The sequence below is a fragment of the Burkholderia sp. FERM BP-3421 genome (assembly GCF_028657905.1).
GTDB lineage: Bacteria > Pseudomonadota > Gammaproteobacteria > Burkholderiales > Burkholderiaceae > Burkholderia.
The window spans coordinates 706,558-733,299 of sequence record NZ_CP117782.1; the positions used below are offsets into that span (position 1 = coordinate 706,558).

24 protein-coding genes and 5 tRNA genes are annotated in these 26,742 nt (G+C 68.2%); 20 read left to right on the forward strand and 9 right to left on the reverse strand.

The window, feature by feature from the left end; all coding sequences use genetic code 11:
- Nucleotides 1-21 precede the first annotated feature (21 nt).
- The 5 genes from Bsp3421_RS19120 to Bsp3421_RS19140 all read left to right on the forward strand — a co-directional run bounded on the left by Bsp3421_RS19120 (nucleotide 22) and on the right by Bsp3421_RS19140 (nucleotide 6,566).
- Entirely contained in the window at nucleotides 22-1,956 is a 1,935-nt protein-coding gene (locus Bsp3421_RS19120) for an extracellular solute-binding protein (protein WP_274002433.1), read from the forward strand.
- 39 nt (nucleotides 1,957-1,995) lie between these two features.
- A complete protein-coding gene (locus tag Bsp3421_RS19125; RefSeq protein ID WP_274002435.1) occupies nucleotides 1,996-3,036 on the forward strand; it encodes a microcin C ABC transporter permease YejB in 1,041 nt (346 codons plus the stop codon).
- 1 nt (nucleotide 3,037) lies between these two features.
- Nucleotides 3,038-4,138, forward strand: coding sequence for an ABC transporter permease (locus Bsp3421_RS19130; RefSeq protein ID WP_274002437.1), 1,101 nt, complete (start codon nucleotides 3,038-3,040; stop codon nucleotides 4,136-4,138).
- A complete protein-coding gene (locus Bsp3421_RS19135) occupies nucleotides 4,135-5,769 on the forward strand; it encodes an ABC transporter ATP-binding protein (RefSeq protein WP_274002439.1) in 1,635 nt (544 codons plus the stop codon). The genes Bsp3421_RS19130 and Bsp3421_RS19135 overlap by 4 nt, the downstream gene beginning before the upstream one ends.
- Nucleotides 5,770-5,885: 116 nt before the next feature.
- Entirely contained in the window at nucleotides 5,886-6,566 is a 681-nt protein-coding gene (locus tag Bsp3421_RS19140; RefSeq protein WP_274002440.1) for a C40 family peptidase, read from the forward strand.
- A 104-nt stretch (nucleotides 6,567-6,670) separates the two neighbouring features.
- Here Bsp3421_RS19140 and Bsp3421_RS19145 read toward each other — a convergent pair whose 3' ends face one another.
- A complete protein-coding gene (locus Bsp3421_RS19145; protein WP_274002441.1) occupies nucleotides 6,671-7,600 on the reverse strand; it encodes a patatin-like phospholipase family protein in 930 nt (309 codons plus the stop codon).
- Nucleotides 7,601-7,905: 305 nt separating this feature from the next.
- Here Bsp3421_RS19145 and gltX point away from each other — a divergent pair, with 305 nt between their 5' ends.
- The 7 genes from gltX (at nucleotide 7,906) to Bsp3421_RS19180 (ending at nucleotide 10,784) form a co-directional block, all read left to right on the forward strand.
- Entirely contained in the window at nucleotides 7,906-9,306 is a 1,401-nt protein-coding gene (gene gltX, locus Bsp3421_RS19150; RefSeq protein WP_274002442.1) for a glutamate--tRNA ligase, read from the forward strand.
- A 133-nt stretch (nucleotides 9,307-9,439) separates the two neighbouring features.
- Nucleotides 9,440-9,515, forward strand: a tRNA-Ala gene (locus Bsp3421_RS19155).
- Nucleotides 9,516-9,655: 140 nt separating this feature from the next.
- Nucleotides 9,656-9,731, forward strand: a tRNA-Glu gene (locus tag Bsp3421_RS19160).
- A 78-nt stretch (nucleotides 9,732-9,809) separates the two neighbouring features.
- Nucleotides 9,810-9,886, forward strand: a tRNA-Asp gene (locus Bsp3421_RS19165).
- Between the two features lie 65 nt (nucleotides 9,887-9,951).
- Nucleotides 9,952-10,027, forward strand: a tRNA-Glu gene (locus Bsp3421_RS19170).
- A gap of 77 nt (nucleotides 10,028-10,104) precedes the next feature.
- A tRNA-Asp gene (locus Bsp3421_RS19175) sits at nucleotides 10,105-10,181 on the forward strand.
- Nucleotides 10,182-10,319: 138 nt separating this feature from the next.
- Nucleotides 10,320-10,784 (forward strand): GNAT family N-acetyltransferase, encoded by a 465-nt coding sequence (locus Bsp3421_RS19180; RefSeq protein ID WP_274002444.1) that lies wholly within the window; start codon nucleotides 10,320-10,322, stop codon nucleotides 10,782-10,784.
- On the opposite strand, the gene Bsp3421_RS19185 is transcribed toward Bsp3421_RS19180, so the two are convergent.
- Nucleotides 10,781-11,632 (reverse strand): AraC family transcriptional regulator, encoded by an 852-nt coding sequence (locus Bsp3421_RS19185; protein ID WP_274002445.1) that lies wholly within the window; start codon nucleotides 11,630-11,632, stop codon nucleotides 10,781-10,783. The two genes, Bsp3421_RS19180 and Bsp3421_RS19185, sit on opposite strands and share 4 nt — an antisense overlap.
- A 140-nt stretch (nucleotides 11,633-11,772) precedes the next feature.
- Here Bsp3421_RS19185 and rraA point away from each other — a divergent pair, with 140 nt between their 5' ends.
- On the forward strand, nucleotides 11,773-12,267 hold the full coding sequence (rraA, locus tag Bsp3421_RS19190; RefSeq protein WP_274002447.1) for a ribonuclease E activity regulator RraA: 495 nt from the start codon (nucleotides 11,773-11,775) through the stop codon (nucleotides 12,265-12,267).
- 50 nt (nucleotides 12,268-12,317) lie between these two features.
- Complete coding sequence (locus Bsp3421_RS19195) at nucleotides 12,318-12,731, forward strand: gamma-glutamylcyclotransferase family protein (RefSeq protein ID WP_274002448.1); 414 nt, start codon at nucleotides 12,318-12,320, stop codon at nucleotides 12,729-12,731.
- A gap of 81 nt (nucleotides 12,732-12,812) precedes the next feature.
- On the opposite strand, the gene aceB is transcribed toward Bsp3421_RS19195, so the two are convergent.
- Together aceB and Bsp3421_RS19205 are read right to left on the reverse strand one after the other, a co-directional pair.
- Nucleotides 12,813-14,405 (reverse strand): malate synthase A, encoded by a 1,593-nt coding sequence (aceB, locus tag Bsp3421_RS19200; RefSeq protein ID WP_274002449.1) that lies wholly within the window; start codon nucleotides 14,403-14,405, stop codon nucleotides 12,813-12,815.
- A 68-nt stretch (nucleotides 14,406-14,473) separates the two neighbouring features.
- Nucleotides 14,474-15,232 (reverse strand): haloacid dehalogenase type II, encoded by a 759-nt coding sequence (locus Bsp3421_RS19205; protein WP_274002451.1) that lies wholly within the window; start codon nucleotides 15,230-15,232, stop codon nucleotides 14,474-14,476.
- Between the two features lie 159 nt (nucleotides 15,233-15,391).
- Between Bsp3421_RS19205 and Bsp3421_RS19210 the strand changes: the two genes are divergently transcribed.
- Together Bsp3421_RS19210 and Bsp3421_RS19215 are read left to right on the forward strand one after the other, a co-directional pair.
- Nucleotides 15,392-16,294 (forward strand): LysR family transcriptional regulator, encoded by a 903-nt coding sequence (locus Bsp3421_RS19210; RefSeq protein ID WP_274002452.1) that lies wholly within the window; start codon nucleotides 15,392-15,394, stop codon nucleotides 16,292-16,294.
- A 156-nt stretch (nucleotides 16,295-16,450) separates the two neighbouring features.
- Nucleotides 16,451-16,885, forward strand: a complete 435-nt coding sequence (locus Bsp3421_RS19215) for a universal stress protein (protein ID WP_274002454.1) — start codon at nucleotides 16,451-16,453, stop codon at nucleotides 16,883-16,885.
- Between the two features lie 160 nt (nucleotides 16,886-17,045).
- Here the strand turns inward: Bsp3421_RS19215 and aceA are convergent, their stop codons facing one another.
- The 3 genes from aceA to Bsp3421_RS19230 form a co-directional block, all read right to left on the reverse strand.
- Nucleotides 17,046-18,353 (reverse strand): isocitrate lyase, encoded by a 1,308-nt coding sequence (aceA, locus tag Bsp3421_RS19220; protein ID WP_274002455.1) that lies wholly within the window; start codon nucleotides 18,351-18,353, stop codon nucleotides 17,046-17,048.
- A 377-nt stretch (nucleotides 18,354-18,730) separates the two neighbouring features.
- Nucleotides 18,731-20,347 carry a DEAD/DEAH box helicase gene (locus Bsp3421_RS19225; RefSeq protein WP_274002456.1) on the reverse strand — a complete coding sequence of 539 codons (1,617 nt, stop codon included), beginning with the start codon at nucleotides 20,345-20,347 and terminating at the stop codon, nucleotides 18,731-18,733.
- Between the two features lie 416 nt (nucleotides 20,348-20,763).
- On the reverse strand, nucleotides 20,764-21,033 hold the full coding sequence (locus Bsp3421_RS19230; RefSeq protein ID WP_274002457.1) for an acyl-CoA-binding protein: 270 nt from the start codon (nucleotides 21,031-21,033) through the stop codon (nucleotides 20,764-20,766).
- Between the two features lie 146 nt (nucleotides 21,034-21,179).
- Here Bsp3421_RS19230 and tsaB point away from each other — a divergent pair, with 146 nt between their 5' ends.
- From tsaB to Bsp3421_RS19250, 4 genes are read left to right on the forward strand one after another with little or no spacing between them, the layout of a single operon-like run.
- Entirely contained in the window at nucleotides 21,180-21,947 is a 768-nt protein-coding gene (tsaB, locus tag Bsp3421_RS19235) for a tRNA (adenosine(37)-N6)-threonylcarbamoyltransferase complex dimerization subunit type 1 TsaB (protein WP_274002458.1), read from the forward strand.
- Nucleotides 21,944-22,441 carry a ribosomal protein S18-alanine N-acetyltransferase gene (gene rimI / locus Bsp3421_RS19240; RefSeq protein WP_274002459.1) on the forward strand — a complete coding sequence of 166 codons (498 nt, stop codon included), beginning with the start codon at nucleotides 21,944-21,946 and terminating at the stop codon, nucleotides 22,439-22,441. The genes tsaB and rimI overlap by 4 nt, the downstream gene beginning before the upstream one ends.
- On the forward strand, nucleotides 22,428-23,378 hold the full coding sequence (locus Bsp3421_RS19245; RefSeq protein ID WP_274002460.1) for a uracil-DNA glycosylase: 951 nt from the start codon (nucleotides 22,428-22,430) through the stop codon (nucleotides 23,376-23,378). The genes rimI and Bsp3421_RS19245 overlap by 14 nt, the downstream gene beginning before the upstream one ends.
- Nucleotides 23,375-24,346 (forward strand): DUF1853 family protein, encoded by a 972-nt coding sequence (locus tag Bsp3421_RS19250; RefSeq protein ID WP_274002461.1) that lies wholly within the window; start codon nucleotides 23,375-23,377, stop codon nucleotides 24,344-24,346. The genes Bsp3421_RS19245 and Bsp3421_RS19250 overlap by 4 nt, the downstream gene beginning before the upstream one ends.
- Before the next feature lie 6 nt (nucleotides 24,347-24,352).
- On the opposite strand, the gene thiD is transcribed toward Bsp3421_RS19250, so the two are convergent.
- Together thiD and lplT are read right to left on the reverse strand one after the other, a co-directional pair.
- Nucleotides 24,353-25,162, reverse strand: coding sequence for a bifunctional hydroxymethylpyrimidine kinase/phosphomethylpyrimidine kinase (thiD, locus tag Bsp3421_RS19255; protein ID WP_274002462.1), 810 nt, complete (start codon nucleotides 25,160-25,162; stop codon nucleotides 24,353-24,355).
- 85 nt (nucleotides 25,163-25,247) lie between these two features.
- The gene (gene lplT, locus Bsp3421_RS19260) at nucleotides 25,248-26,555 is read right to left on the reverse strand and encodes a lysophospholipid transporter LplT (protein ID WP_274002463.1); all 1,308 of its coding nucleotides are present in this window, start codon (nucleotides 26,553-26,555) and stop codon (nucleotides 25,248-25,250) included.
- Between the last annotated feature and the right edge of the window lie 187 nt (nucleotides 26,556-26,742).

Here is a 26,742-nt window from a genome sequence, read left to right on the forward strand (position 1 = left end):
CCGATCGACCGACAGGCTTCTATGACGACAGGTTCGCCCGCGGCCGCCCGGCCGCAACCGCCGCACGCGTCGCAACCGTCACGCCGCGCGGCAGCGCGACGAACCGCCGGCGCGCCGCGCCGGCTCGCGCGCGCCGCGGCGCTGGCGCTGCTTGCCGCGACGGCGCTGGCCGCGCGGCCGGCGGGCGCCGTCTACGCGATCGCGCAGTACGGCGAGCCGAAATACCCGCCGGGCTTCACGCATTTCGACTACGTGAACCCCGATGCGCCCAAGGGCGGCACGCTGGTGCTCGCCAATCCGAACCGGCTCACCTCGTTCGACAAGTTCAATCCGTACACGATGCGCGGCAATCCGGCGCCCGGCATCGACATGCTGTTCGAGAGCCTCGTCACGGGCAGCAGCGACGAGCCCGCGAGCGCCTACGGATTGCTCGCCGACGACATCGCGATCGCGCCCGACGGGCTGTCCGTCACGTTCCACCTGAATCCGGCCGCGCGCTTCTCGAACGGCGACCCCGTCACGGCGGCGGACGTCGTGTATTCGTTCGACACGCTGAAGAGTCCGCAGGCCGCGCCGCAGTACCCGGCCTATCTGGCGGATCTGTCGCACGCGGTCGCGGTCGATGCGGCCACGGTGCGCTTCGCGTTCCGCCGCCGCGACCGCGAGCTGCCGCTGATCGCGGGTTCGCTGCCGGTGTTCTCGCGCAAGTGGGGGCTGCGGCCGGACGGCACGCGCGTGCCGTTCGACCAGCTCGCGTTCCAGCAGCCGATCGGCAGCGGGCCCTACGTGATCGACCAATACGACAGCGGCCGCACCATCCGCTACAAGCGCAGCCCGAACTACTGGGGCGCGCGGCTGCCGGTGCGGATCGGCACCAACAACTTCGACCGGATCGTCTACAAGCTGTACGGCGATCCGGTCACGCGCCTCGAAGCCTTCAAGGCCGGCGAGTACGACGTGCTGGTCGAGAACATCGCGCGCAACTGGGTGCGGCGCGACGTCGGCAAGGCGTTCGACAGCGGCGAGCTGATCAAGCGCGAGTTCCGCCAGCACAACGGCGCGGGCATGCAGGGTTTCGTGATGAACCAGCGCCGGCCGATGTTCCGCGACGCGCGGGTGCGTCAGGCGCTCGATCTCGCGCTCGACTTCGAGTGGCTGAACCGGCAGCTGTTCTACGGCGGCTATACGCGCATCGACAGCTTCTTCGCCGACACCGACCTGCAGGCCACCGGCACGCCGGGGCCGGGCGAGCTGGCGATCCTGAATCCGCTGCGCGCGCAGCTGGATCCGGCCGTGTTCGGGCCGATGCCCGTGCAGCCGAACACCAACCCGCCCGGCTCGCTGCGCGCGAACCTGCTGAAGGCGCGCGCGCTGCTGGCGCAGGCCGGCTGGACCTATCGCGACGGCGCGCTGCGCAATGCGAAGGGCGAGCCGTTCGTGTTCGAGATCCTCGATGATTCGGGGTCCTCGGGGCCGGGCTCCACGATGGAAGCGGTGATCAACGCGTATATCCGCAATCTCGCGAAGCTCGGCATCGTCGCGAAGCTGCGGATCGCCGATTACGCGCTGCTGCAAAAGCGTTTCGACAGCTTCGATTTCGACATGACGACGCTGCGCTATCCGGCCGTGCAGGTGCCGGGCAGCGAACAGGCGCTGTATTTCGCGAGCCGCTACGCGGACCAGCCGGGGTCGAGCAACCTGATGGGCGTCAAGTCGCCCGCGCTCGACGCGATCGTGAAGACGCTGTTGCAGGCGCAGACGCGCGAGCAGCTGCTCGACGCGACGCATGCGCTCGACCGCGTGCTGATGCACGGCTATTACGTGGTGCCGCAGTGGTACAGCAACACCCACCGGATCGCTTACAAGCGCACGCTCGCCTATCCGGCGCGCCTGCCGCTGTACTATGCGGCGGAAGGCTGGGTGCCGTCGACCTGGTGGGCGCTGCCCGGCCGCTGATCCACCCGGCCCGTCGCGGGCCGACTATCTGGAACGCCTATGTGGAGCTACATCCTCAAACGCCTGTTGCTGATGATTCCGACGCTGCTCGGCGTGCTGACGATCACCTTCGTCGTGATCCAGTTCGTGCCGGGCGGGCCGGTCGAGCAGGCCGTGCAGGAATTGCGCAAGGGCGCGGAGCAGGGCGGCGCGCATTTCGGGATGCGCGCGTCGACGGGCGTCGACGCGCAGCAGGTCGCACAGCTGAAGGCGCTCTACGGCTTCGACAAGCCGCCGCTCGAGCGCTACGGGCTGATGCTGTCGCGCTTCGCGCGCTTCGACCTCGGCCAGAGCTATTTCCATCACCAGAGCGTGTGGTCGCTCGTGGTGTCGAAGCTGCCGGTGTCGATCAGCATCGGCGTGTGGACCTTCCTGCTGACCTATCTGCTGTCGGTGCCGCTCGGCATCGCGAAGGCCGTGCGCAACGGTTCCACCTTCGATGTCGCGACGAGCCTCGTGGTGCTGGTCGGCTATGCGATCCCGGGCTTCGTGCTCGGCGTGCTGCTGCTCGTGCTGTTCGGCGGCGGCTCGTTCTGGCAGCTGTTCCCGCTGCGCGGGCTGACCTCGGACAACTTCGCGCAGCTGAGCCTGCTGGGCAAGGTCACCGATTATCTGTGGCACCTGGTGCTGCCGATCACCGCATCGGTGGTCGGCAGCTTCGCGGTGGTCACGATCCTGACCAAGAACGCGTTCCTCGACGAGATCCGCAAGCAATACGTGCTGACCGCGCGCGCGAAAGGGCTGCCCGAGCGCCGCGTGCTGTGGAAGCACGTGTTCCGCAACGCGCTGCTGCCCCTGATCGTCGGCTTTCCGGCCGCGTTCATCGGCGCGTTCTTCTCGGGCAGCCTGCTGATCGAGACGCTGTTCTCGCTCGACGGGCTCGGGCTGCTGTCGTATGAATCGGTGATCCGCCGCGACTATCCGGTCGTGCTGGGCACGCTGTATCTGTTTACGCTGATCGGGCTTGCCACCAAGCTGATTTCCGATCTCTGCTACGTGTGGGTCGACCCGCGCATTCAATTCGAACATCTGGAGCGTTGACTTGAACCGAGCCGCCGCCCCGTCCGCCCGCCTCGACGCCGCGCGCGCGCGGCTGTCGCCGTCGCCCGCCCGGCGCGTGTGGCTGCGTTTCACGCAGCAGCGCCTCGGCTACTGGAGCCTCGTGATCTTCGTCGTGGCGTTCGCGGCCAGCCTCGCCGCGCCGCTCTGGTCGAACGACAAGCCGCTCGTGGTCCGCTACGACGGCCACTATTATTTCCCGCTGCTCAAGGACTATCCGGAAACCGCATTCGGCGGCGATTTCCCGACGCCCGCCGACTATCTCGACCCCTATGTGCGGCGCAAGCTCGAGACGCCCGGCAACTTCGTGCTGTACCCGCCGAACCGCTACTACTACGACACGCTCAACTACTTCTCGACCGTGCCGAATCCGGCGCCGCCGTCGCGCGCCAATTGGCTCGGCACCGACGCGCAGGGCCGCGACCTGCTCGCGCGGCTCGTGTACGGGTTCCGCGTGTCGGTGCTGTTCGGGCTGGCGCTGACCTTCATCGGCACGCTGATCGGCATCGCGACGGGCGCGGTGCAGGGTTATTTCGGCGGCCGCATCGATATCGTCGGGCAGCGCCTGATCGAGATCTGGAGCGCGATGCCGGAGCTGTACCTGCTGATCATCTTCGCGTCGATCTTCGAGCCGAGCTTCCTGCTGCTGCTCGTGCTGCTGTCGCTGTTCGGCTGGATCGGGCTGTCCGACTACGTGCGCGCCGAATGCCTGCGCAACCGCGGCCAGGACTACGTGCGCGCCGCGCGCGCGCTGGGCCTGTCGAACTGGCAGATCATCTGGCGGCACGTGCTGCCGAACAGCATGACGCCCGTGATCACGTTCCTGCCGTTCCGCATGAGCGGCGCGATCCTCGCGCTGACGAGCCTCGATTTCCTCGGGCTCGGCGTGCCGCCGCCCACGCCGAGCCTCGGCGAGCTGCTCGCGCAGGGCAAGGGCAACCTCGACGCCTGGTGGATCTCGCTGTCGACCTTCTGCGTGCTGGTCGCGACGCTGCTGCTCCTGACCTTCATGGGCGACGCGCTGCGCAACGCGCTCGACACGCGCATCGCGGATTCGACGCGCGCGGCCGGAGGCGGGCGATGAGCGCGCGCGTGCGGGACGGCGACGCGACGCCGCTGCTGGCGCTCGAGCGGCTCAGCGTGCGCTTCGGCGACACGCTCGCGGTCGACGACGTGTCGCTCGCGATCGGGCGGGGCGAGCGGGTCGCGCTGGTCGGCGAGTCGGGCTCGGGCAAGAGCGTGACGGCGCTGTCGATCCTGCGGCTCGTGCGGGACGCGCAGACGAGCGGGACGATCCGCTTCGCGGGCGAGGATCTGGCGGACAAGAGCGAGCGGCAGATGCGCGGCCTGCGCGGCGCGGACGTCGCGATGATCTTCCAGGAGCCGATGAGCGCGCTCAATCCGCTGTTTACGATCGGCGAGCAGATCGGCGAGACGATCGAGCAGCACGACGGCGTGAGCCGCGTCGAGGCGCGGCGGCGCGCGGTCGCGCTGCTCGCGCGCACCGGCATCGCCGAGCCGGAGCGGCGCGTGGACAGCTATCCGCACCAGCTGTCGGGCGGCCAGCGCCAGCGCGCGATGATCGCGATGGCGCTCGCGTGCCGGCCGCGCCTCCTGCTCGCGGACGAGCCGACCACCGCGCTCGACGTGACGATCCGCGCGCAGATCGTCGAGCTGCTGCTCGACCTGCAGCGGGAGGCGGCCGAAGCGCGCGGCATGGCGATCCTGCTGATCACGCACGACCTGAACCTCGTGCGGCGCTTCGCGCAGCGGGTCGCGGTGATGGAGAAGGGCAAGCTGGTCGAGAGCGGGCCGGTCGACGCGATCTTCGACGCGCCCGAGCATCCCTATACGCGGCGCCTGCTCGCGAGCCGCCCGCAGCGCGCGGTGATGCCGGTGCTGCCGATCGCGCCGGTGATGCTCGACGCGCGCGAGGTGAGCGTGCGCTTCGCGCAGAAGCAGCCGGGCTTCGCCGGCTGGTTCCGCGCCGGGCGCTTCACGGCGGTCGACGGCGCGAGCGTGGCGGTGCGCCAGGGCGAGACGCTCGGCATCGTCGGCGAGTCGGGTTCCGGCAAGTCGACGCTCGCGATGGCGCTGCTCGGGTTGCAGGCGATCGCGCACGGCGAGATCGAATTCGAGGGGCGCGCGCTCGCGGCCTACCGGGGGCGCGAACAGACCGCGCTGCGGGCGGCGATGCAGGTGGTCTTTCAGGATCCATTCAGTTCGCTTTCGCCGCGACAGACGATCGAGCGGATCGTCGGCGAAGGGCTCGCGTTGCACCGCCCTGAATTGGATGCGGCGACGCGTCGCGAGCAGGTGATCGCGGTGCTGCGCGAAGTCGGGCTCGACCACACCGTGCTGACGCGCTATCCGCATGAGTTTTCGGGCGGCCAGCGGCAGCGCATCGCGATCGCGCGGGCCTTGGTGCTCAAGCCCCGCGTGCTGATCCTCGACGAGCCGACGAGCGCGCTCGACGTGTCGATCCAGCAGCAGGTGCTGAAGCTGCTGGCCGGGCTGCAGCAGAAATACAACCTCGGCTACGTGTTCATCAGCCATGACCTGGACGTGATCGGCGCGATGGCGCACCGGGTCGCGGTGATGCAGGGCGGGGTGATCGTGGAGGCCGGCGATGTGACACAAATATTCACAAAACCGTCGCATCCTTACACGCGAAAGCTGCTGAAAGCGGTGGCGCTCCCGCGGACGCCGCAGTGACGGGCGTGTCCCGGCTAAAAAAGTCCAAATGATTTTGACAAATCAATACTTTGTGGCTAGTATCGACCGAAATTTTCCGCCAATCAGCTGATTTTTAAGCGTAAATCCATCGACCAATGCAGCACCGATATCTGACCCAGGCTTGCACGCGCGTCGTCGCCGGGATGTTCATCGGCGTCCTGATCGCTGCAGCTCCCGGCGCGTTCGCCGACGATGTCAGCAGTTTTAGCCAGAATGCCGCATTCACGCCCCAGTCGGGCTCGGCTTCCTCTTCTTCCTCCCAGCAAAATGCCCAGGCCAGCGCGTCGTCGAGCGACGGCGGTGCGAAGTCGTTCCTGTCCGGCATGGCCGGCAAGGCCGGCGACGTGGTGGTCGGCGCGCTGAACATGATCGGCGTGCGCTACCGCTGGGGCGGCAATTCCCCGGATTCGGGGCTCGATTGCAGCGGCTTCGTGCGCTACGTGTTCCAGGACACGCTCGGCATGTCGCTGCCGCGTCGCGCGGAAGAGATGAGCCGCGTCGGCGAAAAGGTGCGGATGAGCGAGCTGAAGCCGGGCGACCTCGTGTTCTTCAACACGATGCGCCGCACCTTCTCGCACGTCGGCATCTATATCGGCGACAACAAGTTCGTGCACTCGCCGTCGACGGGCAGCACGATCCGCGTCGACGATCTCGACAGCACCTACTGGGAAAAGCGCTTCACGGGCGCGCGCCGGATCGAGACGCAGTTCTCGACCAAGCCCGAGGATCTGCGTCAGCGCGTGAGCGCGACGATCGGCGGCAACGGCGGCAACTGATACCGCCGTGCCCTGCGGTTAGCGCCGCGCTCGGCGCGCCGCTTCCTCGAACCCCGCCTCCGCAAGGACGCGGGGTTTTTGTTTGCGTGAAGCCGACGCGCGCCTCAGACGCTCGCGCCGCGCGCGGCCGCGAGCTTGCGCTGCAGTTCCGGCATGATCCGGGCCACCGCCTCCTCGCCCGCGAGGATCGCCGCGTTGCGCTGGTTGAAGTCGCTGCCGCCCATCGCCGCGAGGTTCGGGCGGATCACGACGTCCGCATACTTGTCCAGCTCGTAGGTCTTGATCGTCTGGCCCATGATCGTGAAGGTCTGGAGCAGCATCTCGATCGGGTTCTGGGTGGGAGCACCCTCGGGGCGCGACGAGATGTCGACCGCGATCACGAAGTCGGCGCCCATCTTGCGCGCATACGACGCGGGCACCGGGCTCACGAGGCCGCCGTCGACATACTCGCGATCGCCGATCCGCACCGGTTCGAACACCGAGGGTACGCTGCACGACGCGCGCACCGCGAGCCCCGTGTTGCCGCGCTGGAACAGAATCGCCTGGCCGTTCTTGAGGTCGGTCGCGACGACGCCGAGCGGCTTGACCATCTTCTCGATCGGCCGGTTGTTGAGCGTCTTGTTCAGGAAATTCTGCAGCGCGACGCCTTGCAGCAGGCCGCGCGAACGGAACGGAGTGGCCCAGTCGCTGATCGACGATTCGTCCATCGTCAGCGCGAGCTTGTTGATCTGCAGCGCATTCATGCCCGATGCGTAGAGCGCGCCGACCACCGAGCCCGCGCTGGTGCCCGCCACGATCTCGACCGGGATGTTGCGGGCCTCGAGCGCCTTCAGCACGCCGATGTGCGCGAAGCCGCGCGCGGCGCCGCCGCCGAGCGCGATGCCGATCCGCAGCGGCTTCTCGCGCGGCTGCGCGGGCGGCGCGGACGCGGCGTTGTCCGCGGGGCGCTTGTCGCCGAACGAGGTGCAGGCGGCGAGGGTGGCGGACGCGCACGCAAGCGAGAAGGTGCGGCGGGACAGGCGAGGGGACGACATCGGGAAATCTCCGGCTACGCGGCGGGGCGCGGCCCCGCGTCAGGTGTGCGACGGCGCGCGAGGGCGCGGGCCAAGGCGCCGCGCCGGCGGTCGGCCGCGGCGCGCCCATCATAAAGCAAGCGGGCGGCCCTGCGCGAAACCCGCGACGCGTGCGCAACGGGGCCGGCAACGCGTGCGCGGCGGGTATAATTCGTCCTCTTTCCGTTCCGGCTTCGACGCGTGAGCCCGCCCGCACCGGCGGCTCGCGCGCCGATTCCGCGTCGTTTCATTTCACGCGCCGCCAAAAGGCCATCGAGTTACCAGTCATGACCCGTCCTGTACGCACCCGTTTCGCGCCGAGCCCGACCGGCTTCATCCATCTCGGCAACATCCGTTCCGCGCTGTATCCGTGGGCCTTCGCCCGCAAGATGAAGGGCGCCTTCGTGCTGCGGATCGAGGACACCGATCTCGAGCGTTCGAGCGAGGCGTCGGTCGACGCGATCCTCGAGGGCATGAAATGGCTCGAGCTCGATTTCGACGAAGGTCCGTTCTACCAGATGCAGCGGATGGACCGTTACCGCGCGGTGCTGGCCCAGATGCAGGAACAGGGGCTCGTCTATCCGTGCTACATGTCGACCGAGGAACTCGACGCGCTGCGCGAGCGCCAGCGCGAGGCGGGCGAGAAGCCGCGCTACGACGGCACCTGGCGGCCGGAGCCGGGCAAGGTGCTGCCGGCGCCGCCCGCGGGCGTGCAGCCCGTGCTGCGCTTCCGCAATCCGCTGACGGGCGCGGTCGCGTGGGACGACGCGGTGAAGGGGCATATCGAGATCTCCAACGAGGAACTTGACGATCTCGTGATCGCGCGCCCGGACGGCACGCCGACCTACAACTTCTGCGTCGTGGTCGACGACCTGGACATGGGCATCACGCACGTGATCCGCGGCGACGACCACGTGAACAACACGCCGCGCCAGATCAACATCCTGCGGGCGCTCGGCGGCGAGGTGCCGGTCTACGCGCATCTGCCGACCGTGCTGAACGAGCAGGGCGAGAAGATGAGCAAGCGGCACGGCGCGATGAGCGTGACGGGCTATCGCGACGACGGTTACCTGCCGGAAGCGGTGCTCAACTATCTCGCGCGGCTCGGCTGGTCGCACGGCGACGCGGAGATCTTCTCGCGCGAGCAGTTCGTGGAATGGTTCGATCTCGAGCATCTGGGCAAGTCGCCCGCGCAGTACGACCACAACAAGCTGAACTGGCTCAACAACCACTACATCAAGCAGGCCGACAACGGGCGGCTCGCGACGCTGGCGCAGCCGTTCCTCGCGGCGCTTGGCGTCGATGCGGCGACGGGCCCGGATCTCGTGGGCGTGGTCGGCTTGATGAAGGATCGCGCGTCGACGGTCAAGGAGATCGCGGAGGGCGCGGCGATGTTCTACCGCACGCCCGCGCCCGATGCGGAGGCGCTCGCGCAGCACGTGACGGACGCGGTGCGTCCGGCGCTGGCGGAGCTGGCCGGCGCGCTGAAGGGCGTCGAATGGACCAAGGAAGCGATCGCGGCCGCGTTGAAGGCGACGCTCGCCGCGAACGGGCTCAAGATGCCGCAGCTCGCGATGCCGGTGCGCCTGCTGGTGGCGGGCACCACGCATACGCCGTCGATCGACGCGGTGCTGATGCTGTTCGGCCGTGACGCGGTGGTCGCGCGTCTCGAGAACGGGGCCGCGTGAGTCCCGGATCCGGCGCCCGGAAGGGCGTCGGATCTTGCGTGAAACGAGCGCATGCAAAAAATGATGCTCGAATCACAAATAGGGTATTTACAAACCTCGAAACCGCCTCTACAATCTCGTTTCTGTTCTGCAAGGGGGTATAGCTCAGCTGGGAGAGCGCTTGCATGGCATGCAAGAGGTCAGCGGTTCGATCCCGCTTACCTCCACCACCAGAGCAGAATGAAGTTTGCGAAGCAGAGTGTGAAAAATTGCTTCACAAATGATTTAAAAGAAGTTAGAATCTCGTTCTCTGCTGTTGACGAAAGTTAATGGCAAGAACCAAGCAGTAAGACAAATCTGTAAAGATTATGTCCCCTTCGTCTAGAGGCCTAGGACATCACCCTTTCACGGTGAGTACAGGGGTTCGAATCCCCTAGGGGACGCCAGGATACAGCGGCGTTTCATTCGAAGCGAAGCAAGCTTGCAGGAGCTTAACCAACGCCTGCGAGTAGTAGTAAAAAGCTGGAGCGGTAGTTCAGTTGGTTAGAATACCGGCCTGTCACGCCGGGGGTCGCGGGTTCGAGTCCCGTCCGCTCCGCCAGATCAAAGCCCGTTCAGGCTGCATATATGAACGGGCTTTTGCGTTAAAGGTGTAAGCAGTACGTTGTCCCCTTCGTCTAGAGGCCTAGGACATCACCCTTTCACGGTGAGTACAGGGGTTCGAATCCCCTAGGGGACGCCAGATACAGCGGCGTTTCGTCGGAAACGAAGCAAGCTTGCAGGAGCTTAACCAATGCCTGCGAGTAGTAGTGAAAAGCTGGAGCGGTAGTTCAGTTGGTTAGAATACCGGCCTGTCACGCCGGGGGTCGCGGGTTCGAGTCCCGTCCGCTCCGCCAGATCAAAGCCCGTTCAGGAATGCCTGAACGGGCTTTTTGTTTTTGCGGCGCGAAAAGCCCCTCCGTGCAAACCGGCATTGCATCGCGATCGGGCTGCGCTATCGTGGCGGTCATGATGTGTTTTCCGGCCTGTCATCCATGCTCGATCCGACCGATGTCCGCTTGTTGTATCAGCTGCGCCCCGCCGAGGCGGATGATTTTCCGTTTGCCGAGGCGCTCACGCACCGCAACATGGGCGCGTATTACCGGCGCCACGGTCTCGAATGGCGCACGGACCTCTTTTTCGCCAGTTGGCGCGATTCGGAGAATTTCATTCTCGAACTCGAGGGCGAGCGGATCGGGGTCCTGAGGGTGACCGAGGAGGGGGCGTCGCTGCATATCCGCGACGTGCAGATCGCGCAGGGCCACCGGCAGCACGGCGCGGGCACCTATCTGCTCGACGCCGCGCATCGCTGGGCGAAGGCGCGCGGGCTCAGCGAGACCCAGCTGCGGGTGTTCGTCGACAACCCGGCCGCGCGCCTCTATCTGCGCATGGGCTACCGGCTGGCCGGCTCGCGGCTCGCGCAGCTCGGCTCGATCCGCCACATGGTGCGGCCGGTCTAGGCGCGCGCGTCGCGCTCGACCTCGGCCTTGCCCGCGCGCGGATCGGCGCCGCGCTGCATGAAGGCGCGCGGGCTCGCTCCGAATGCGCGCCGGAACATCGCCGAGAACGCGCTCTGACTGCGATAGCCGAGTTCGCGCGCCACCTGCGACAGCGGGCGGCCCTGGTTGAGCAGCGGAATCGCGCGCGCGAGCAGCGCCTGCTGGCGCCACTGCGAAAAGCTCACGCCCAACTCCTGACGGAACAGCCGCGCGATGGTGCGGGTGCTTGCGCCCACGCCGGCCGCCCAGTATTCGAGCGATTCGCCGTGCGCGGGCTGCGCGAGCACCGCCTCGCACAGCGCGCGCAGGCGTTTCTCGGTGGGCATCGGCACCGCGAGCGGCAGCGGTTCGGCCTGAGTCAGCTCGTCGAGCACGAGCGAAGACAGCAGCGTCTCGCGCGCGGCGCTCGCGGGCCGCGCCTCCAGCGCGCCGATCAACTCGCGCAGCAGCCCCGACACCTCGACCACCCGGCACGCATCGAGCCCGTCCGGCACCGCCGATTCGTCGATATAGAGCGTGCGCAGGTAGGCGTCCTCGACGATCACCACTTCGTGCGTGACGCGCGGCGGCACCCAGATCGCGCGCGAGGGCGGCACCATCCAGGTGGTGCTGGCCGTCGCGATCCGCAACACGCCGCGCGAGGCGTAGGCGACCTGCGCCCAGGCATGGGTATGCAGCGGAATGCGCACGCCCGCGGCCACCGGCCGCGCGCGTACGCACATCGGATGCGCAGGCGTGGGCGTGAACTCGGGAGGAATCTCGATGATGGTGGGCGCGGCGCTCGCGCGCGGGGGAACGGATGGGCTCATGGGCGATCGAAGTCGGTGCGGCATGCGACGGGTGTCTCACGCCTATTGTAGGGGCCCTGGACCTTGCGTTGCTGCGGGATTTTTTCGGCCGATAATGTCACGACCGGAATTGTTGACCCACCAGGACAGGAGACCCCGAGATGACGTTCGCCACCACCGATCTCTGCGACGCGCACGAGGACCGGCTCGCCGACGGCACGCTGCGCGTGCTCGAACCCGTATTCCGTCCGTTCGGCCGCGCCGCATCGTTCAGCGGCCCGGCCGCGACGCTCAAGCTGTTCGAGGACAACACGCTGGTGCGCAAGGCGCTGGAACAGGACGGCGGCGGGCGCGTGCTCGTCGTCGACGGCGGTGGCAGCACGCGCTGCGCGCTCGTGGGCGGCAACCTCGGCGTGCTGGCCGAGCGCAACCGCTGGGCCGGCGTGGTCGTATACGGTTGCGTGCGCGACACGCAGGAGTTGGCCGTGTGCAACGTCGGCATCGTCGCGCTGGCCGCGCATCCGCGCCGGAGCGACCGGCGCGGCGAGGGCGTGGCCGACGTGCCGGTCTCCGTGCTGGGCGCCCGCATCGCGCCCGGCGACTGGATTTACGCGGATGCCGACGGCGTGCTCGTCAGCGATGCGCCGTTGACCTGAGGCGGTGCGTCGCGTCAGGTCGTGTTTCACGTGATGAGGAAGGAGGGGCCATGCGCCATGTATTTGTCTACGGAACCCTGCGCGCGGGGGAGGTCAACGACATCAGCCGCGCCGCCGAGCGGCACGGGATCGCGGCGCCGCAGTTGCTGGGCGCCGCGGCGCTGGCGGGGCGGCTCTACGATCTCGGCCGCTATCCGGGGATGATCGCGACGGAAGGCGGCCCGGATCTCGTCTGGGGCGACGTCTACGCGATCGACGAACGGCTCGTGCCGGTGCTCGACGAGATCGAGCAGGTGTATCCGGGCGACGACGGCTTGTTCGCCGCGCGCGAGGCGTCGGTGCAACTGGGCGGCCGGTGCTACGCCTGCCTGTTCTATCCGGTGGCCGAGCGTGTGGCCGCGGACACGCTGCGCATTGCCTCGGGCGACTGGGTGCAGTATCGACGCGAGCGCGCCGCGGCCTGACGCGGCGCGCTCGCCGGACCATGAAAAAAGGCGCCTTGCGGCGCCTTTTTTCATGGCGGGCCGGGCGGCCCGCGCGATCCGTCAGATCGCTTCGTAGAGCGGCAGCGTCAGGAACTCGGTGAAGTTCTCCGACGTCGACATCTGCTCGAAGATCGCGGCCGCGCGCTCGTACGGCTGCGTGTCGCCCACGACGACCTGCTTCACGTTGCCGAGCTCGACCTTTGCGTACTCGCGCACGAGATCCGCGGTGACCTTGCGGCCGTCGTCGAGCACGCCCTTCGGCGAGCGGATCCATTGCCACACCTGCGAACGCGAGATCTCGGCCGTGGCCGCGTCCTCCATCAGGTTGTGGATCGGCACGCAGCCGTTGCCCGCGAGCCAGGAGCCGAGGTAGTGGATGCCGACGTTGATGTTGTTGCGCAGGCCGGCCTCGGTGATCGGCGCTTCCGGCTGGAAGTCGAGCAGGTTCTTGCCCTCGATCTTCACGTCGTCGCGCTGCTTGCCGATCTGGTTCGGCTTGTCGCCGAGCACCTTGACGAACTCCTCCATCGCGAGCGGCACGAGGCCCGGGTGCGCGACCCAGCCGCCGTCGTAGCCGTCGGTCGCGTCGCGCGCCTTGTCGGCGCGCACGCCGGCCATCGCCTTGTCGTTCGCTTCCGGATCGTTCTTGATCGGGATCAGTGCGCTCATGCCGCCGATCGCGGGCGCGTTGCGCTTGTGGCAGGTCTTGAGCAGCAGCAGCGCGTAGGCGCGCATGAACGGCACCGTCATCGTGATCTTCGCGCGGTCGGCGAGGCAGAAATCACGGTCGTTCCTGAACTTCTTGATCGCCGAGAAGATGTAGTCCCAGCGGCCCGCGTTCAGGCCCGAGCTGTGCTCGCGCAGTTCGTACAGGATTTCGTCCATCTCGAACGCGGCGAGGATCGTCTCGATCAGCACCGTCGCGCGGATCGTGCCGCGCGGGATCCCGACCGCTTCCTGCGCGGCGACGAAGATCTCGTTCCACAGGCGCGCCTCGAGGTGGCTTTCCATCTTCGGCAGATAGAAGTACGGGCCCGAGCCGCGCGCGATCAGTTCCTTCGCGTTGTGGAGCAGGTACAGCGCGAAGTCGAAGATGCCGCCCGACACGCGTTGGCCGTCGACCGTCACGTGCTTCTCGTCGAGATGCCAGCCGCGCGGGCGCACGATCAGCGTCGCGATCGTGTCGTTGAGCCGGTACGACTTGCCGTTCTGCTCGAGCGAGATCGTGCGGCGCACCGCGTCGCGCAGATTGATCTGGCCGTCGATCTGGTTGGTCCAGCTCGGCGCGTTCGAATCCTCGAAGTCCGTCATGTACGAGTCCGCGCCCGAGTTCAGCGCGTTGATGATCATCTTGCGCTCGACTGGACCGGTGATTTCCACGCGGCGGCACTGCAGGTCGGCAGGCAGCGGCGCGACCTGCCAGTCGGCGTCGCGCACCGCCTGGGTGGCGGCGAGGAAGTCCGGACGTTCGCCCGCGTCGAGACGCTGGGTGCGTTCGGCGCGCGCCTTCAGGAGGGCCTGGCGGCGCGGCTCGAAGGCGCGGTGCAGCTGCGCGACGAGTTCGAGCGCCTCGGGCGTCAGGATCGCGTCGTAGCCGGGCTTCAGTTCGCCCGTGATCGCCATGCCTTGCGGCAGCTTCAGCGTAATGCTCATGTGTCTCTCCTTGGTCGGTCAGTTGCGGTTTGCGGTAAAGGGTTGGGAATGGGGGCAGTCCTGCCGGCTCACGCGCCCGGGCTGGGGCGCGGCCGGCCGGCCGGTCTGCCGGCGGGAGCCGGGGCGGCGAGGAAGGCGAGCAGGTCGGCCATGCCGGGGCCGCTGCCGTCGGGCGGCGCGTCGAGTTCCTCGAACGGCGCGCCCGCGCGATTGAGCCAGAACGTCGTATAGCCGAACCAGCCGGCGCCTGCGGCGTCCCAGCCGTTCGACGAGACGAACACGATCTCGCGCGGCGCGGCGTCGAAGGCCGCGGTGCCGAGCGCGTAGGCGAGCGGCGACGGCTTGTACGCGCGCACCGCGTCCACCGACAGCACACGGTCGAACAGGCCGTTCATGCCGGCGCTCTTCACCGCGATGTCGAGCATGCGCGGGTCGCCGTTCGACAGGATCGCGAGGCGCGGCTGCGCCGGCAGCGCGCGCAGCGCACGCAACGCGGGCACGGTGTCGGGATGGGTCGACAGGCACGCGTAGTCGTCGAGCAGGCGCTTTTCAGCCGCGCCCGACAGCGTGAGGCCGAGCGCGCGCGCGGCGAAGCGCAGCGCGTCGCGCGTGATGTCCCAGAACGGCCGGTAACGGGCGCCGCCCGGGTCGGCGAGCGTGCGCAGCTGGGTGTATTCGATCTGCTTGCGCCGCCACAGCTGCGACAGCCGCTCGCCGTGGCCGGGGTACAGCTGCTCCGCCGCGGCGACGACCGCGTGCACGTCGAACAGCGTGCCGTACGCGTCGAACAGGATGGCCTTCGGGGAGAGTGTCGTTGTGGCCGACATAGCCTTGCGCTCCGTGATCAGAGGTCAGGGTTGATTGTATTGGTGATGGACTGAGATAAAAAAGACGCTAATCATCACTTGATCTTTTACTTTCATATACCTAATCTAGCGCGTCATCGCTGACTTCTTCACGGACGGCGTATACCGTTCATTCGCCGCATGGATCGTTTCAAGCAAATCGAAACCTTCGCCGCCGTGGCCGCGAAGGGCAGCCTGTCGGCCGCCGCGCACGCCGAGGGCGTCGCGCCGGCGATCATCGGACGCCGGCTCGACGCGCTTGAAGAGCGGCTCGGCGTGAAGCTGCTGGTGCGCACGACCCGCAAGCTGACGCTGACCTTCGAAGGCTCGGCGTTCCTCGAGGATTGCCAGCGCATCATCCACGACATGCAGAACGCGGAGGCGAGCGTGTCGGCGGGCGGCGTCAAGGCGAGCGGGCATCTGCGGGTGTCGGCGCCGGCGGGGTTCGGGCGCCGGCACGTCGCGCCGCTCGCGCCCGATTTCACCGCCGCGCACCCGGACGTGTCGATCACGCTCGATCTGTCCGATCGCATGGTCGATCTCGTCAACGAAGGCTTCGACTGCGCGGTGCGGCTCGGCGAGCTGCCCGATTCGTCGCTCGTGTCGCTCAAGCTCGGCGAGAACCGCCGGGTCTGCGTCGGTTCGCCGGCGTACCTGGCGCGCACCGGCACCCCGGCGACGCTCGCGGAACTGCCGCGCCACAACTGCCTCGCGCTCGCCGCGAACGCGAACCAGCAGCGTGGCTGGACCTTTCAGGAGGACGGCAAGGTCGTGTCGATCCGCGTGGCCGGCACCATGGAGTGCTCGGACGGCGCGGTGCTGCACGAATGGTGCCTCGACGGCCACGGCCTCGCGTGGCGCTCGTGGTGGGAAGTCGGCGCGGACATCGCCGCGGGCCGTCTCGTCACCGTGCTCGACGCCTTCGCGGCGCCGCCGATCGGCATACACGCGGTGTTCCCGCAGCGCCGCCATCTGCCGTTGAGGGTGCGGCTGTTCCTCGATTTTCTGAAGCATACGTACGAACAACCGGGCTATTGGGGTTGAGTCCGGCGCCGGCGCGCGTTTCCGATATGAGGGCGAACCCTCTGGCGCGGCCGACGGCCGGCTTTCGCGCACTACAATCAAGCTAGGCAGGGTGCCCGGCGGCGCGACGCGCGCGATTGCCGCGCGGGCGCTGTGTTGCCGCCGACGGAGGCCGCCATGTTCAAGCACATCCTGGTTCCGACCGATGGATCCGATCTGTCGAAGAAGGCGATCGACGGTGCGATCGATCTCGCGCGGACGGTCCGCGCGCGCGTGACCGCCTATGCGTGTCTGCCGCAATATCCGTACTCGCCGTTCTCCGAGGTGGTGATCGAGCCGCCCGCCGATTTTCGCGAACGCAGCGAACGCGAGGCGCGCACGCATCTCGACGAGGTCGAGGCCGCGGCGCGGCAGGCGGGGGTGGTGTTCGACAGCTGCACGAGCGTGCATCCGTCGCCTTACCTCGGCATCATCGAGGCGGCGGAGCGGGGCGGTTGCGACGTGATTTTCATGGCCTCGCACGGCCGGCGCGGGCTGGGCAGCCTGTTGATCGGCAGCGAGACGCAGCGGGTGCTGACCCATACGAAAATCCCGGTGATCGTCTATCGGTAGGGTGCGCGGGACGCGGGCCCGCGCACCAAGCGACGCGCGCCGGGCAAGCCGGCGCGCTGTCCTGCGCGGCGCTCGACGCCGCCGCGCGCGGCCTGCCTCGCGGTGCGCGGCAGGCCCATCTTCTCCCTGATCGCCAGTTTCGCGAGCGCGCCGCGCCGCGTTACGCGACCTTCTTGCCGTCGAAGAACTGTTCGTCTTCGGTCGAGCCGTGCAGCGCGGTGGTCGACGCGTCGCGCTCGACCGTCTGCGTGACGGCGTCGAAGTAGCCGGTGCCGACTTCGCGCTGGTGCTTGACCGCGGTGAAGCCCTTGTCGGCGGCGGCGAACTCGGCCTGCTGCAGTTCGACGAACGCGCTCATCTGGGTGCGGGCATAGCCGTGCGCGAGGTTGAACATCGAGTAGTTCAGCGCATGGAAGCCGGCCAGCGTGATGAACTGGAACTTGTAGCCCATCGCGCCGAGTTCCTTCTGGAACTTCGCGATCGTCGCGTCGTCGAGGTTCTTCTTCCAGTTGAACGACGGCGAGCAGTTGTAGGACAGCAGCTTGCCCGGGAACTGCTTGTGGATCGCCTCGGCGAACTGCTTCGCGTACTCGAGGTCCGGCTTGCCGGTTTCGCACCAGATCAGGTCGGCGTACGGCGCGTACGCGAGGCCGCGCGAGATCGCCTGGCCGAGGCCCGGCTGGGTGCGGAAGAAGCCTTCGACGGTGCGCTCGCCGGTCAGGAACGGCTTGTCGTTGTCGTCGATGTCCGAGGTGATCAGGTCGGCCGCTTCGGCGTCGGTGCGCGCGACCAGCACGGTCGGCGTGCCCGACACGTCGGCCGCGAGACGCGCCGCGGTCAGTTTGGCGACGGCTTCGCGGGTCGGCACGAGCACTTTGCCGCCCATGTGGCCGCACTTCTTCACGGAGGCGAGCTGGTCTTCGAAGTGGACGCCCGACGCGCCGGCCTCGATCATCGCCTTCATCAGTTCGAACGCATTCAGCACGCCGCCGAAGCCGGCCTCGGCGTCCGCGACGATCGGCGCGAAGAAGTCGACGTAGCCCTCGTCGCCCGGGTTCTTGCCTTCCGACCACTGGATCTGGTCGGCGCGGGTCAGCGTGTTGTTGATGCGCTTGACGACCTGCGGCACCGAGTTCGCCGGATAGAGCGACTGGTCCGGATACATTTCTCCGGCGAGATTCGCGTCGCCCGCGACTTGCCAGCCCGACAGGTAGATCGCCTTGAGCCCGGCCTTGACCTGCTGCATGGCCTGGTTGCCGGTCAAGGCGCCGAGCGCGTTGACGAACGGCTCGCTATTGATTTGCGCCCACAGCTTTTCCGCGCCGCGCTTGGCGAGCGTGTGCTCGATCGGGGTGGAGCCGCGCAGGCGCACCACGTCCTCGGCGCTGTAGTTGCGGGTGACGCCCTTCCAGCGCGGGTCGGTGTCCCATTGCTGTTGCAGTTCCTGAACCTGTTGTTGACGCGACATGGTGTGCTCCTTGTGTGGTCGTTGCCTGAAGAAGGGGGGTGCGAATCCGGTGGCCACGAAGCGGCGGGTGGGGCGGAGGCATTCCGTTTCGTGAACTCTTGTATAAGAGTCTAGGCAAATCGACGGAGCGAAGACAGGGCTTGAAGGTGGAACTTCAGAAAAATATAGATGAGTTAAAACAAAGGCTTATATATTGCATTTCATGATGAGGAAAGGCCTTTCCCATCCTGCAATCCACATGGTTGTGCCACGCAGCATGCTTTTTACGACACAAAAGATTTTTTCACATCGTGATATTTCGGCGCGGGCAAAAAAAACCGGCGCCTGGGCGCCGGTTCGGGGAGGGGCGATGCGGGCGCGTGGCCCGCATGCGAGGCTTACGACGCGTTGCCGCGACGCGGGCCGCTGCTGCGGTAACCGCCGCCGCTGCCTTCACGGCGTGCGCCGCCGTAGCCTTCGCGGCTGCCGCCGGCAGGCTTGCCGCCGCCATTGCCCGGCTTGCCGCTCCAGCCGCCGCCGTTGCCGCCGCCGTTGCCGCCGCCATAACCCTGGCCTTGGCGTGCGCCGTAGCCTTCACGGCTGCCGCCCGGCTTGCCGCCGAAGCGTCGACCGCCGTTGCCGCCGCCCGGACGGCCGCGGCTCGGGCCGCGATCGTTGCGCGGGGGCGCCTTGCGCGGCTCGAAACCCTCGACCACGTTGACCGGCAGCGGCGTGCGCACGAAGCGCTCGATGCGCTTGAGCGCGCCCTGTTCTGCGTGGTGCACGAGGCTCACCGCGATGCCCGAGCGCCCGGCGCGGCCGGTACGGCCGATCCGGTGCACGTAGTCTTCCGCGAACTTCGGCAGGTCGTAGTTGAACACGTGCGTGATGCCGGGGATGTCGATCCCGCGCGCCGCGACGTCGGTCGCGACGAGCACGCGCACACGGCGCTCGCGCAGCGCACGGATCGTGCGGTTGCGCGCGCCCTGCGGCAGGTCGCCGTGCAGCGCGGCCGACTCGAAGCCCGCGTCCGCGAGGCGGCCGGCCAGCTGGTCGGCGTCGATCTTGGTCGCCGTGAAGATGATCGCCTGGTCGAGCGCGTCGTCGCGCAGCAGGTGATCGAGCAGGCGATCCTTGTGGTCGCGGTCGTCGACGTAGTGGACGGTCTGCGCGATGTTCGTGCGCGATTCCAGGCGCTGGACGATCTCGATCCGCTCCGGATCCTTGAGCAGGCGGCCCGTCAGCGAACCGATCTTGCCGTCGAGCGTGGCCGAGAACAGCATGGTCTGACGGGTGGCCGGCGTAGCGGCGACGATCGTCTCGATGTCGTCGATGAAGCCCATGTCGAGCATCCGGTCGGCTTCGTCGAGCACCAGCATCTTCAGTTCGGACAGGTCGATACGGCCGCGCTCGAGGTGGTCGAGCAGGCGGCCCGGCGTCGCGACCAGGATTTCCGGGTTCTTCGCGAGCAGCATCAGCTGCTGGCCGTAGGCGACGCCGCCGAGGATGCTGACCGTGCGCAGGCGGCGCAGATGGCGGCCATAGGTCGACGCGGCCGTCGTCACCTGCATCGCGAGTTCGCGGGTCGGCGTCAGCACGAGCAGGCCCGGGCGGGCGACCGGCTGCGGCCGGCGCGCACCACGCGCAGCGCCTTGCGGCTCGCGCGGGGCGCGCGGCTGTTGCGCCAGCTGGGCGAAGCGCTCGATTGCCGGCAGCATGAATGCAGCGGTCTTGCCCGAGCCGGTCGGGCTCGATACCAGCAGGTCGCGGCCGGCGATCCCGGCCGGAATCGCGCGCTCCTGCACGGGCGTCGGCTTGGCGTAGCCGGCGGCTTCCAGTGCCGACACGATTTCCGGCGAAAGGCCGAGCGACGCGAAGGTCGGGCCGCTCGTGTCCGGCGCGGCGTCGGCCGGCGCGGCCTCGACGGGCGCTGCCACGGCGGGCGCGGCGGAGTCGAGGGCAAGCACGTCGTCGACGATCGCGTTCAGCGGGCTGGAGAGGTTGCTCGAAGTCATTAACAATCCTTGATACACACACAGTGGGTGAAACGTCGGCGCCAATCGCGCATACCCAAGTCGTCGGATTGATCGAGCAAATCGGGAAACGAGACATCGTCCGCATGCGGACTGCCATGCGGGCTTTTCGTTAGAAGCTGTTTCGGATGCGGCGCGCCTCCTTGGGCGCTGCCGCCAGCCTGATACAAGACGGCCCGTGGGGCCTAGGCAGGAGGGGACAGGTTCTAAACTGGATTGGAGCTAAACGCTACGGGACGTCAGACAGAAAGGGGCGGTTTCGGGCCGCTTAAGGTGTGACGCAGCGCGCATTATAAGGATTTTTGCTGCGCTGCGCCAGTCCTTTGTTGTGCCGATCGCACCACTTACCAGGGATTTGACTGCGGATAAGGGCAGGTTTCCGGTGCGATCGGTGTGGCTCAGGAGGCCGTGCCGTTCTTCAGCGACTCGACCAGCTCGACGTATTGCTGCTTCGCGGCGTCCTGCGAGGTGCCCTTGAGCGCTTCCCAAGCGTCGTACTTGTACTTGCCGACGATGTCGGTGAAGCCGGGCTTGTCGCCGTGCACGTCGCCGTCGGTGGCCTGCTTGAAGAGCGCATAGAGGCGCAGCAGCGTCAGGTTGCCGGGGCGCTCGGACAGTTGCTTGACGTCTTCCTGGGCCTGGTTGAATTGAACGGTGATGTCGCTCATCGGGTGTCTCCGTAAGGTTTCAAGGTGGGGCGATCTTAGCAAGCGGGGCGCGATGGCGGGTCGAGCGTTTCTTCCAAACCGCGGCGCGCGCGCCGCGCGTCGCGAATCGGGACGGAACGCCTGTGCGGGCGGGGCCTCGCATTACAATGTCGGCCATGACACAAACAGTGCTTCTTGCCATCGACACGTCGACCGAGTTTTGTTCGGTCGCGTTGCTGAGCGCGGCCGCGACGGCCGACGGCTCGTTTTCCTTCCAGACCTGGGTGCGCCACGACGAAACCGGGGCGGTTTCGAGCACGCGGGTGCTGCCCGCCGTGCGCGAGCTGCTCGACGAGGCCGGGCTCACGCTCGCGGCCTGCGCGGCGATCGCGTTCGGCGCGGGGCCGGGTTCGTTTACGGGCTTGCGCACCGCCACGGGCGTCGCGCAGGGGCTCGCGTTCGGGTGTGCGCTGCCGGTCGTGCCGGTCGGCACGCTGCTCGCGTGCGCCGAGCATGCGCGCCTGAACGCGCCGGCGGGCGCCGCGCCCGCACGCGTGCTGGCCGCGCTCGACGCGCGCATGGACGAGGTCTACTGGGCCGATTACGCCTGGGACGAGGCGCGCCAGGATTGGCGCACCGAACAGCCGGCGTCGCTCGATGCGCCGTCGGCCGTGCCCGCGCCCGACGCGCCGTTCACGCTGGCCGGCAATGCCGCCGCGGCGTTCGGCGCGCGTCTGCCGGCCGCGGCGCGCGCGCAGGCGATCGATGCGCGCGCGCTGCCGCACGCGCTGCCGATCGCGCATCTCGCCTGGCGCGCGTATCGCGCCGGCCGGGTCGTGCCCGCCGACCAGGCGGCGCCCGACTATGTGCGCGACAAGGTCGCGCAGACCACCGCGGAACGGCTCGCGGCGCGCGCGGGCGGAGGCGGCCGATGAGCGGCGTGTTGCTCGCCGACCGCTACTTGTCGCCGATGACCGACGCCGATCTCGACGAAGTGGTCGCGATCGAACGCGTCGCGTACGAATTTCCGTGGACCCGCGGCAACTTCGAGGATTCGTTGCGCAACGGCTATTTCGGTGTGTGCATGCGGCATGTGACGGGCACGCTCGTCGGCTATTGCGTGCTGATGCCGGTCGTCGACGAGATGCATCTGCTCAATCTGTGCGTCGCGCCTTCGGTGCAGCGCTCGGGCGCGGGTCTCGCGCTGCTGCGCGAAGTGGTGCGGATTTCGCGCGCCGAGCGTCTCGACGGTGTGTTGCTGGAAGTGCGGCCGTCGAATCCGCGCGCGCTGCAGCTGTATGAGCGCTTCGGCTTCGCGACGGTCGGCCGGCGCAAGAATTATTATCCGGCCCGGCTTCACGGCCGGGAGGACGCGATCGTGATGCGTCTTACCTTGACGAACGAAGGAGGCGCGCATGGCGTGGGTTGAGTCGGCACTCGAGGAACTGGGGCTCGCGCCCAGGTGGGTGAGGCGCGGTGCGCGCGCGGAAGGCGACGCGACGACGGCGCAGGCCGCTGTCGCGTCGCCCGGCGCGATCGAGATCGATGCGCGCGCATCGTCCGCGCTCGATGCGGCGCAAGCGCCGCCGCCCGCGCGCAGCGCTTCGCCGGACGCGGACCGGGCGCGCAACGAGGCCGCGCCGCGCGCGGCGCCGGCCGTCGCGCAGGTGTCACCCGACGCGCCCGATGAAGACATGTCGTGGTTCGATCTCGAACCGGGGTTCGAGCCGTCCCTGCCGGGCGCGCCGTCCGACGCCGCCGCGCCGGTCGTGTCCGCGTCGTCGGTGGCGGCGCTCGACTGGGACGCGCTCAGTGCGCGCGTCGCGACCTGCCGGGACTGCAAGCTGTGCGAGAAGCGCACCAACACGGTGTTCGGGGTCGGCGATCGCGAAGCGGACTGGATGCTGGTCGGCGAGGCGCCGGGCGAGAACGAGGACAAGCAGGGCGAGCCGTTCGTCGGCCAGGCGGGCAAGCTGCTCGACAACATGCTGCAGGCGCTGGCGCTCAAGCGGGGCGAGAACGTTTACATCGCGAACGTGATCAAGTGCCGGCCGCCCGGCAATCGCAACCCGGAGCCGGACGAGGTCGCGCGCTGCGAGCCGTACCTGCAGCGTCAGGTCGCGCTCGTGAAGCCGAAGCTGATCGTCGCGCTCGGCCGCTTCGCCGCGCAGACGCTGCTGAAGAGCGACGCGAGCATCGCCTCGCTGCGCGGCCGCGTGCATACGTACGAGGGCGTGCCGGTGATCGTCACCTACCATCCGGCCTATTTGTTGCGCAGCCTGCAGGACAAGTCCAAGGCCTGGGCCGACCTGTGCCTCGCGCGCGACACCTACCAGCGCGCGCCGGCGCCCGCCGGCGACCGATGAGCGCGGCCGCGCCCGCGGGCTGGCGCACGTTGCGCGACCCGGCGGTGCGCGATCTCGGCTGGTTGCTGGAAAGCGCGCCGCTCTTCGCCGCGACGCCGGACGTGCCGCTCGCGCAACCGGCCGCGCCGTCCGCCGGTCCGGCTGCGCTCGGCGCATGGCTCGCGGCGCTCGATCGGCAGCCCGACGCGCTGCATCGAGCGCTCGCGCACGCGCGTCCGACCCGGCTCGGGCGCTACGCGGAAGAACTGATCGGTTTCTTCGCCGCGCATGCGCCCGGCTGGCGTCTGGTCGCGGCGAACCTGCCGCTGCGCAGCCACGGGCGCACGCTCGGCGAATGCGATTTCCTGCTCGAAACGATGGACGGCGCGCGCCTGCACTGGGAACTCGCGGTCAAATGCTATCTGTGCGCGGCGGAGGCGGGGACGGCGGCGCTCGCGGACTTCGTCGGTCCGAATCTCGCCGACCGGTTCGACCTGAAGCGGCGCAAGCTGGTCGAGCACCAGCTGCGGCTGACGCATCTCGCCGCATTCGCCGCGCTGGGCCACGCGGGACCCTGGCAGGCGCAGATGCTGGTGAAGGGCTGGTTGTTCTACCGCGCCGCGCGGGTGGGGCTGGCGTCGCCGGTGAACGACCCGCCGGTGCTGCACGCGGGGCATCCGCGCGGATTCTGGATCACGCACGCCGATTGGCGCGCGTCGCTTCAAGCCGAGGCGCGCGACGCGTCGCGCTGGATCGTGCTGCCGCGTCTTGCATGGCTCGCGCCGCGCCGGATCGAGGCGGCGCAGGCGGAGGCGGAAGGGATGCACGCGTCCGCGTTGCTCGAGCGCGTGAGCGGGCAGGCCGCGCCGTCGCTCGTGGCCGTGCTCGGGCCTGACGCCGAGGGCGCCTGGGTCGAACGCGCGCGCGGCTTCATCGTGCCGGACGCGTGGCCCGGGCAGGCAACGGCATTCGCGGCGGCCGTGCTTTAACGCGCGTCACCACCACGCGTGGAAGTGATGCACCGGGCCGACGCCGTGGCCGACGTCGAGCTGCCCGCTCGCGGCGATCGCCGCGGTCAGGTACTGCTTCGCGTCGCGGATCGCCGGGGCGAGCCCGTCGCGTTGCGGCAGCAGGGCGGCGATCGCCGACGACAGCGTGCAGCCGGTGCCGTGCGTGTTGGCGACGGCCAGGCGCGGGCCGTCGAAGCGCCGCGTGTCGACGGCCCGCACGAGCCAGTCGGGGCTGTCCTGCGTCGCCGGCAGATGGCCGCCTTTCATCAGCACCGCCCGCGCGCCGCGCGCGACGAGCGCCTCGCCCTGGCGCACCATCTCCGCTTCGTCGTGCGCGGGCGCGACGCCGAGCAGCACGGCGGCTTCCGGCAGATTCGGCGTGACCAGGTCCGAGAGCGGCAGCAGCCGGTCGCGCAGCGCCTCCACGGCGTCGGGCGCGAGCAGCGCATGGTTGCTCTTCGAGATCATCACGGTGTCGAGCACCACGTGGCGCGGCCGATAGCGCTCGAGCGCGTCGGCGACCGCGCACGTGATCGCGGCGTTCGCGAGCATGCCGATCTTCACCGTGTCGATGCGGATGTCGCTGAACACCGCGTCGAGCTGGGCGGTGACGAAGCCCGCGTCAGGCGCGTGGACCGCGGTCACGCCGCGGGTGTTCTGCGCGGTGAGCGCGGTGATCACGCTCGCGCCATAGGCGCCGAGCGCCGAGAAGGTCTTGAGGTCGGCCTGGATGCCGGCCCCGCCGCCGGAATCGGAACCGGCGATGGTCAGCGCATGGGGAATGGATCGGGTCATGGATGGGGCGCGCCGGCGCGGGGGCGCGCGGCGCGGTAAAAAGGAACGGGGCGCGCCGAGTGCAGCGGGGGCGCGCGGCGCGGCCTCAGTGTTTCGATTCGCCGATCAGCGCGACCGAGTCGAACTGGCGCTGGTTCGCGACATGGCGGCGCATCACGAGCCACATCGTCAGGCACACGAAGGTGCCGAACAGCACGATCACGATGCCGACCGGCACGTCGAGCCAGACCAGCACCGCATACAGGCACAGCATCACGAGCACCGAGAGGTTCTCGTTGAAGTTCTGCACCGCGATCGAGTGGCCGGCGGACAGCAGCACGTGGCCGCGATGCTGGAGCAGCGCGTTCATCGGCACGACGAAGAAGCCCGACAGCGCGCCCACCACCATCAGGAACACATAGGCGACGATCAGGTGGACGGGCACCCGCAGGTGGCCGAGATGGACGACCCAGTTCGCCGGGAACAGGTCGCGCGTGTAGAACGCCATCATCATCACCGCGACGCCCATCATGATGCCGACGGGCAGCACGCTCAGCGACTTGCGCAGCGGGATCCGGCTCGCGGCGACCATCGCGCCGGCCGCCACGCCGATCGCGACCACCGCCTGCAGGATCGCGCCCTCGGACAGCGACATGCCGAGCGACACCTCGGCCCACTTCAGCACGATGAACTGCAGCGTCGCGCCCGCGCCCCAGAACAGCGTCGTGACGGCGAGCGAGATCTGGCCGAGCTTGTCGCGCCAGAGCGTCATGAAACAATCGGCGAAATCGGTGATGAGCTTGATCGGCCCGTGCTCCTGCCGCGGGTAGCGCGCGCCGGTGTCGGGGATTCGCAGATTGAACAGCGCGGCGATCACGTAGATGGCCATGATCACGAGCATCGCCGCCTCGGCGGGCGTGTTGATCGACGGCGGCGTGTGCGCGATCACATGCGCGGCGATGTGCGGGCTGATCAGCGCGCCGCCGAGCACGGTGCCGAGGATGATCGAGCCGACCGTGGTGCCCTCGATCCAGCCGTTGGCGGCGACGAGGCGGTCAGGCGGCAGCAGTTCGGTCAGGATGCCGTACTTGGCGGGCGAGTAGGCGGCCGCGCCGAAGCCGACGATGCCGTACGCGATCAGCGGATGCGCGCCGAACAGCATCACGAGGCAGCCGACCACCTTGATCGAGTTGGTGATGAACATCACGCGCCCCTTCGGACGCGAATCGGCGAACGCGCCGACGAAGGCAGCCAGCACGACGTAGGACAGGACGAAGAACAGCTTGAGCAGCGGTATCATCCAGTTCGGCGCGTGGAGGTCTTTCAGCAGGGCGATTGCGGCGATGAGAAGCGCACTGTCGGCCAGCGACGAGAAAAACTGCGCGGCCATGATGGAGTAAAAACCTTTTTTCATCTGTAGCGATGCTTTCCTCGCTGCGGCTCGGCCGTGGTGGCCGCGCAATCGGACTTATTCCGTTCAAAATGGGTTGTGCGCACGGCTTTATATCATGAAAATACGTCAATTCGGACTAGCAAGATCCCCCGATCGTTCCGTGAATGATCGGACCCGCGTCCACGAGACGCGTTAAGCTGATGATTCG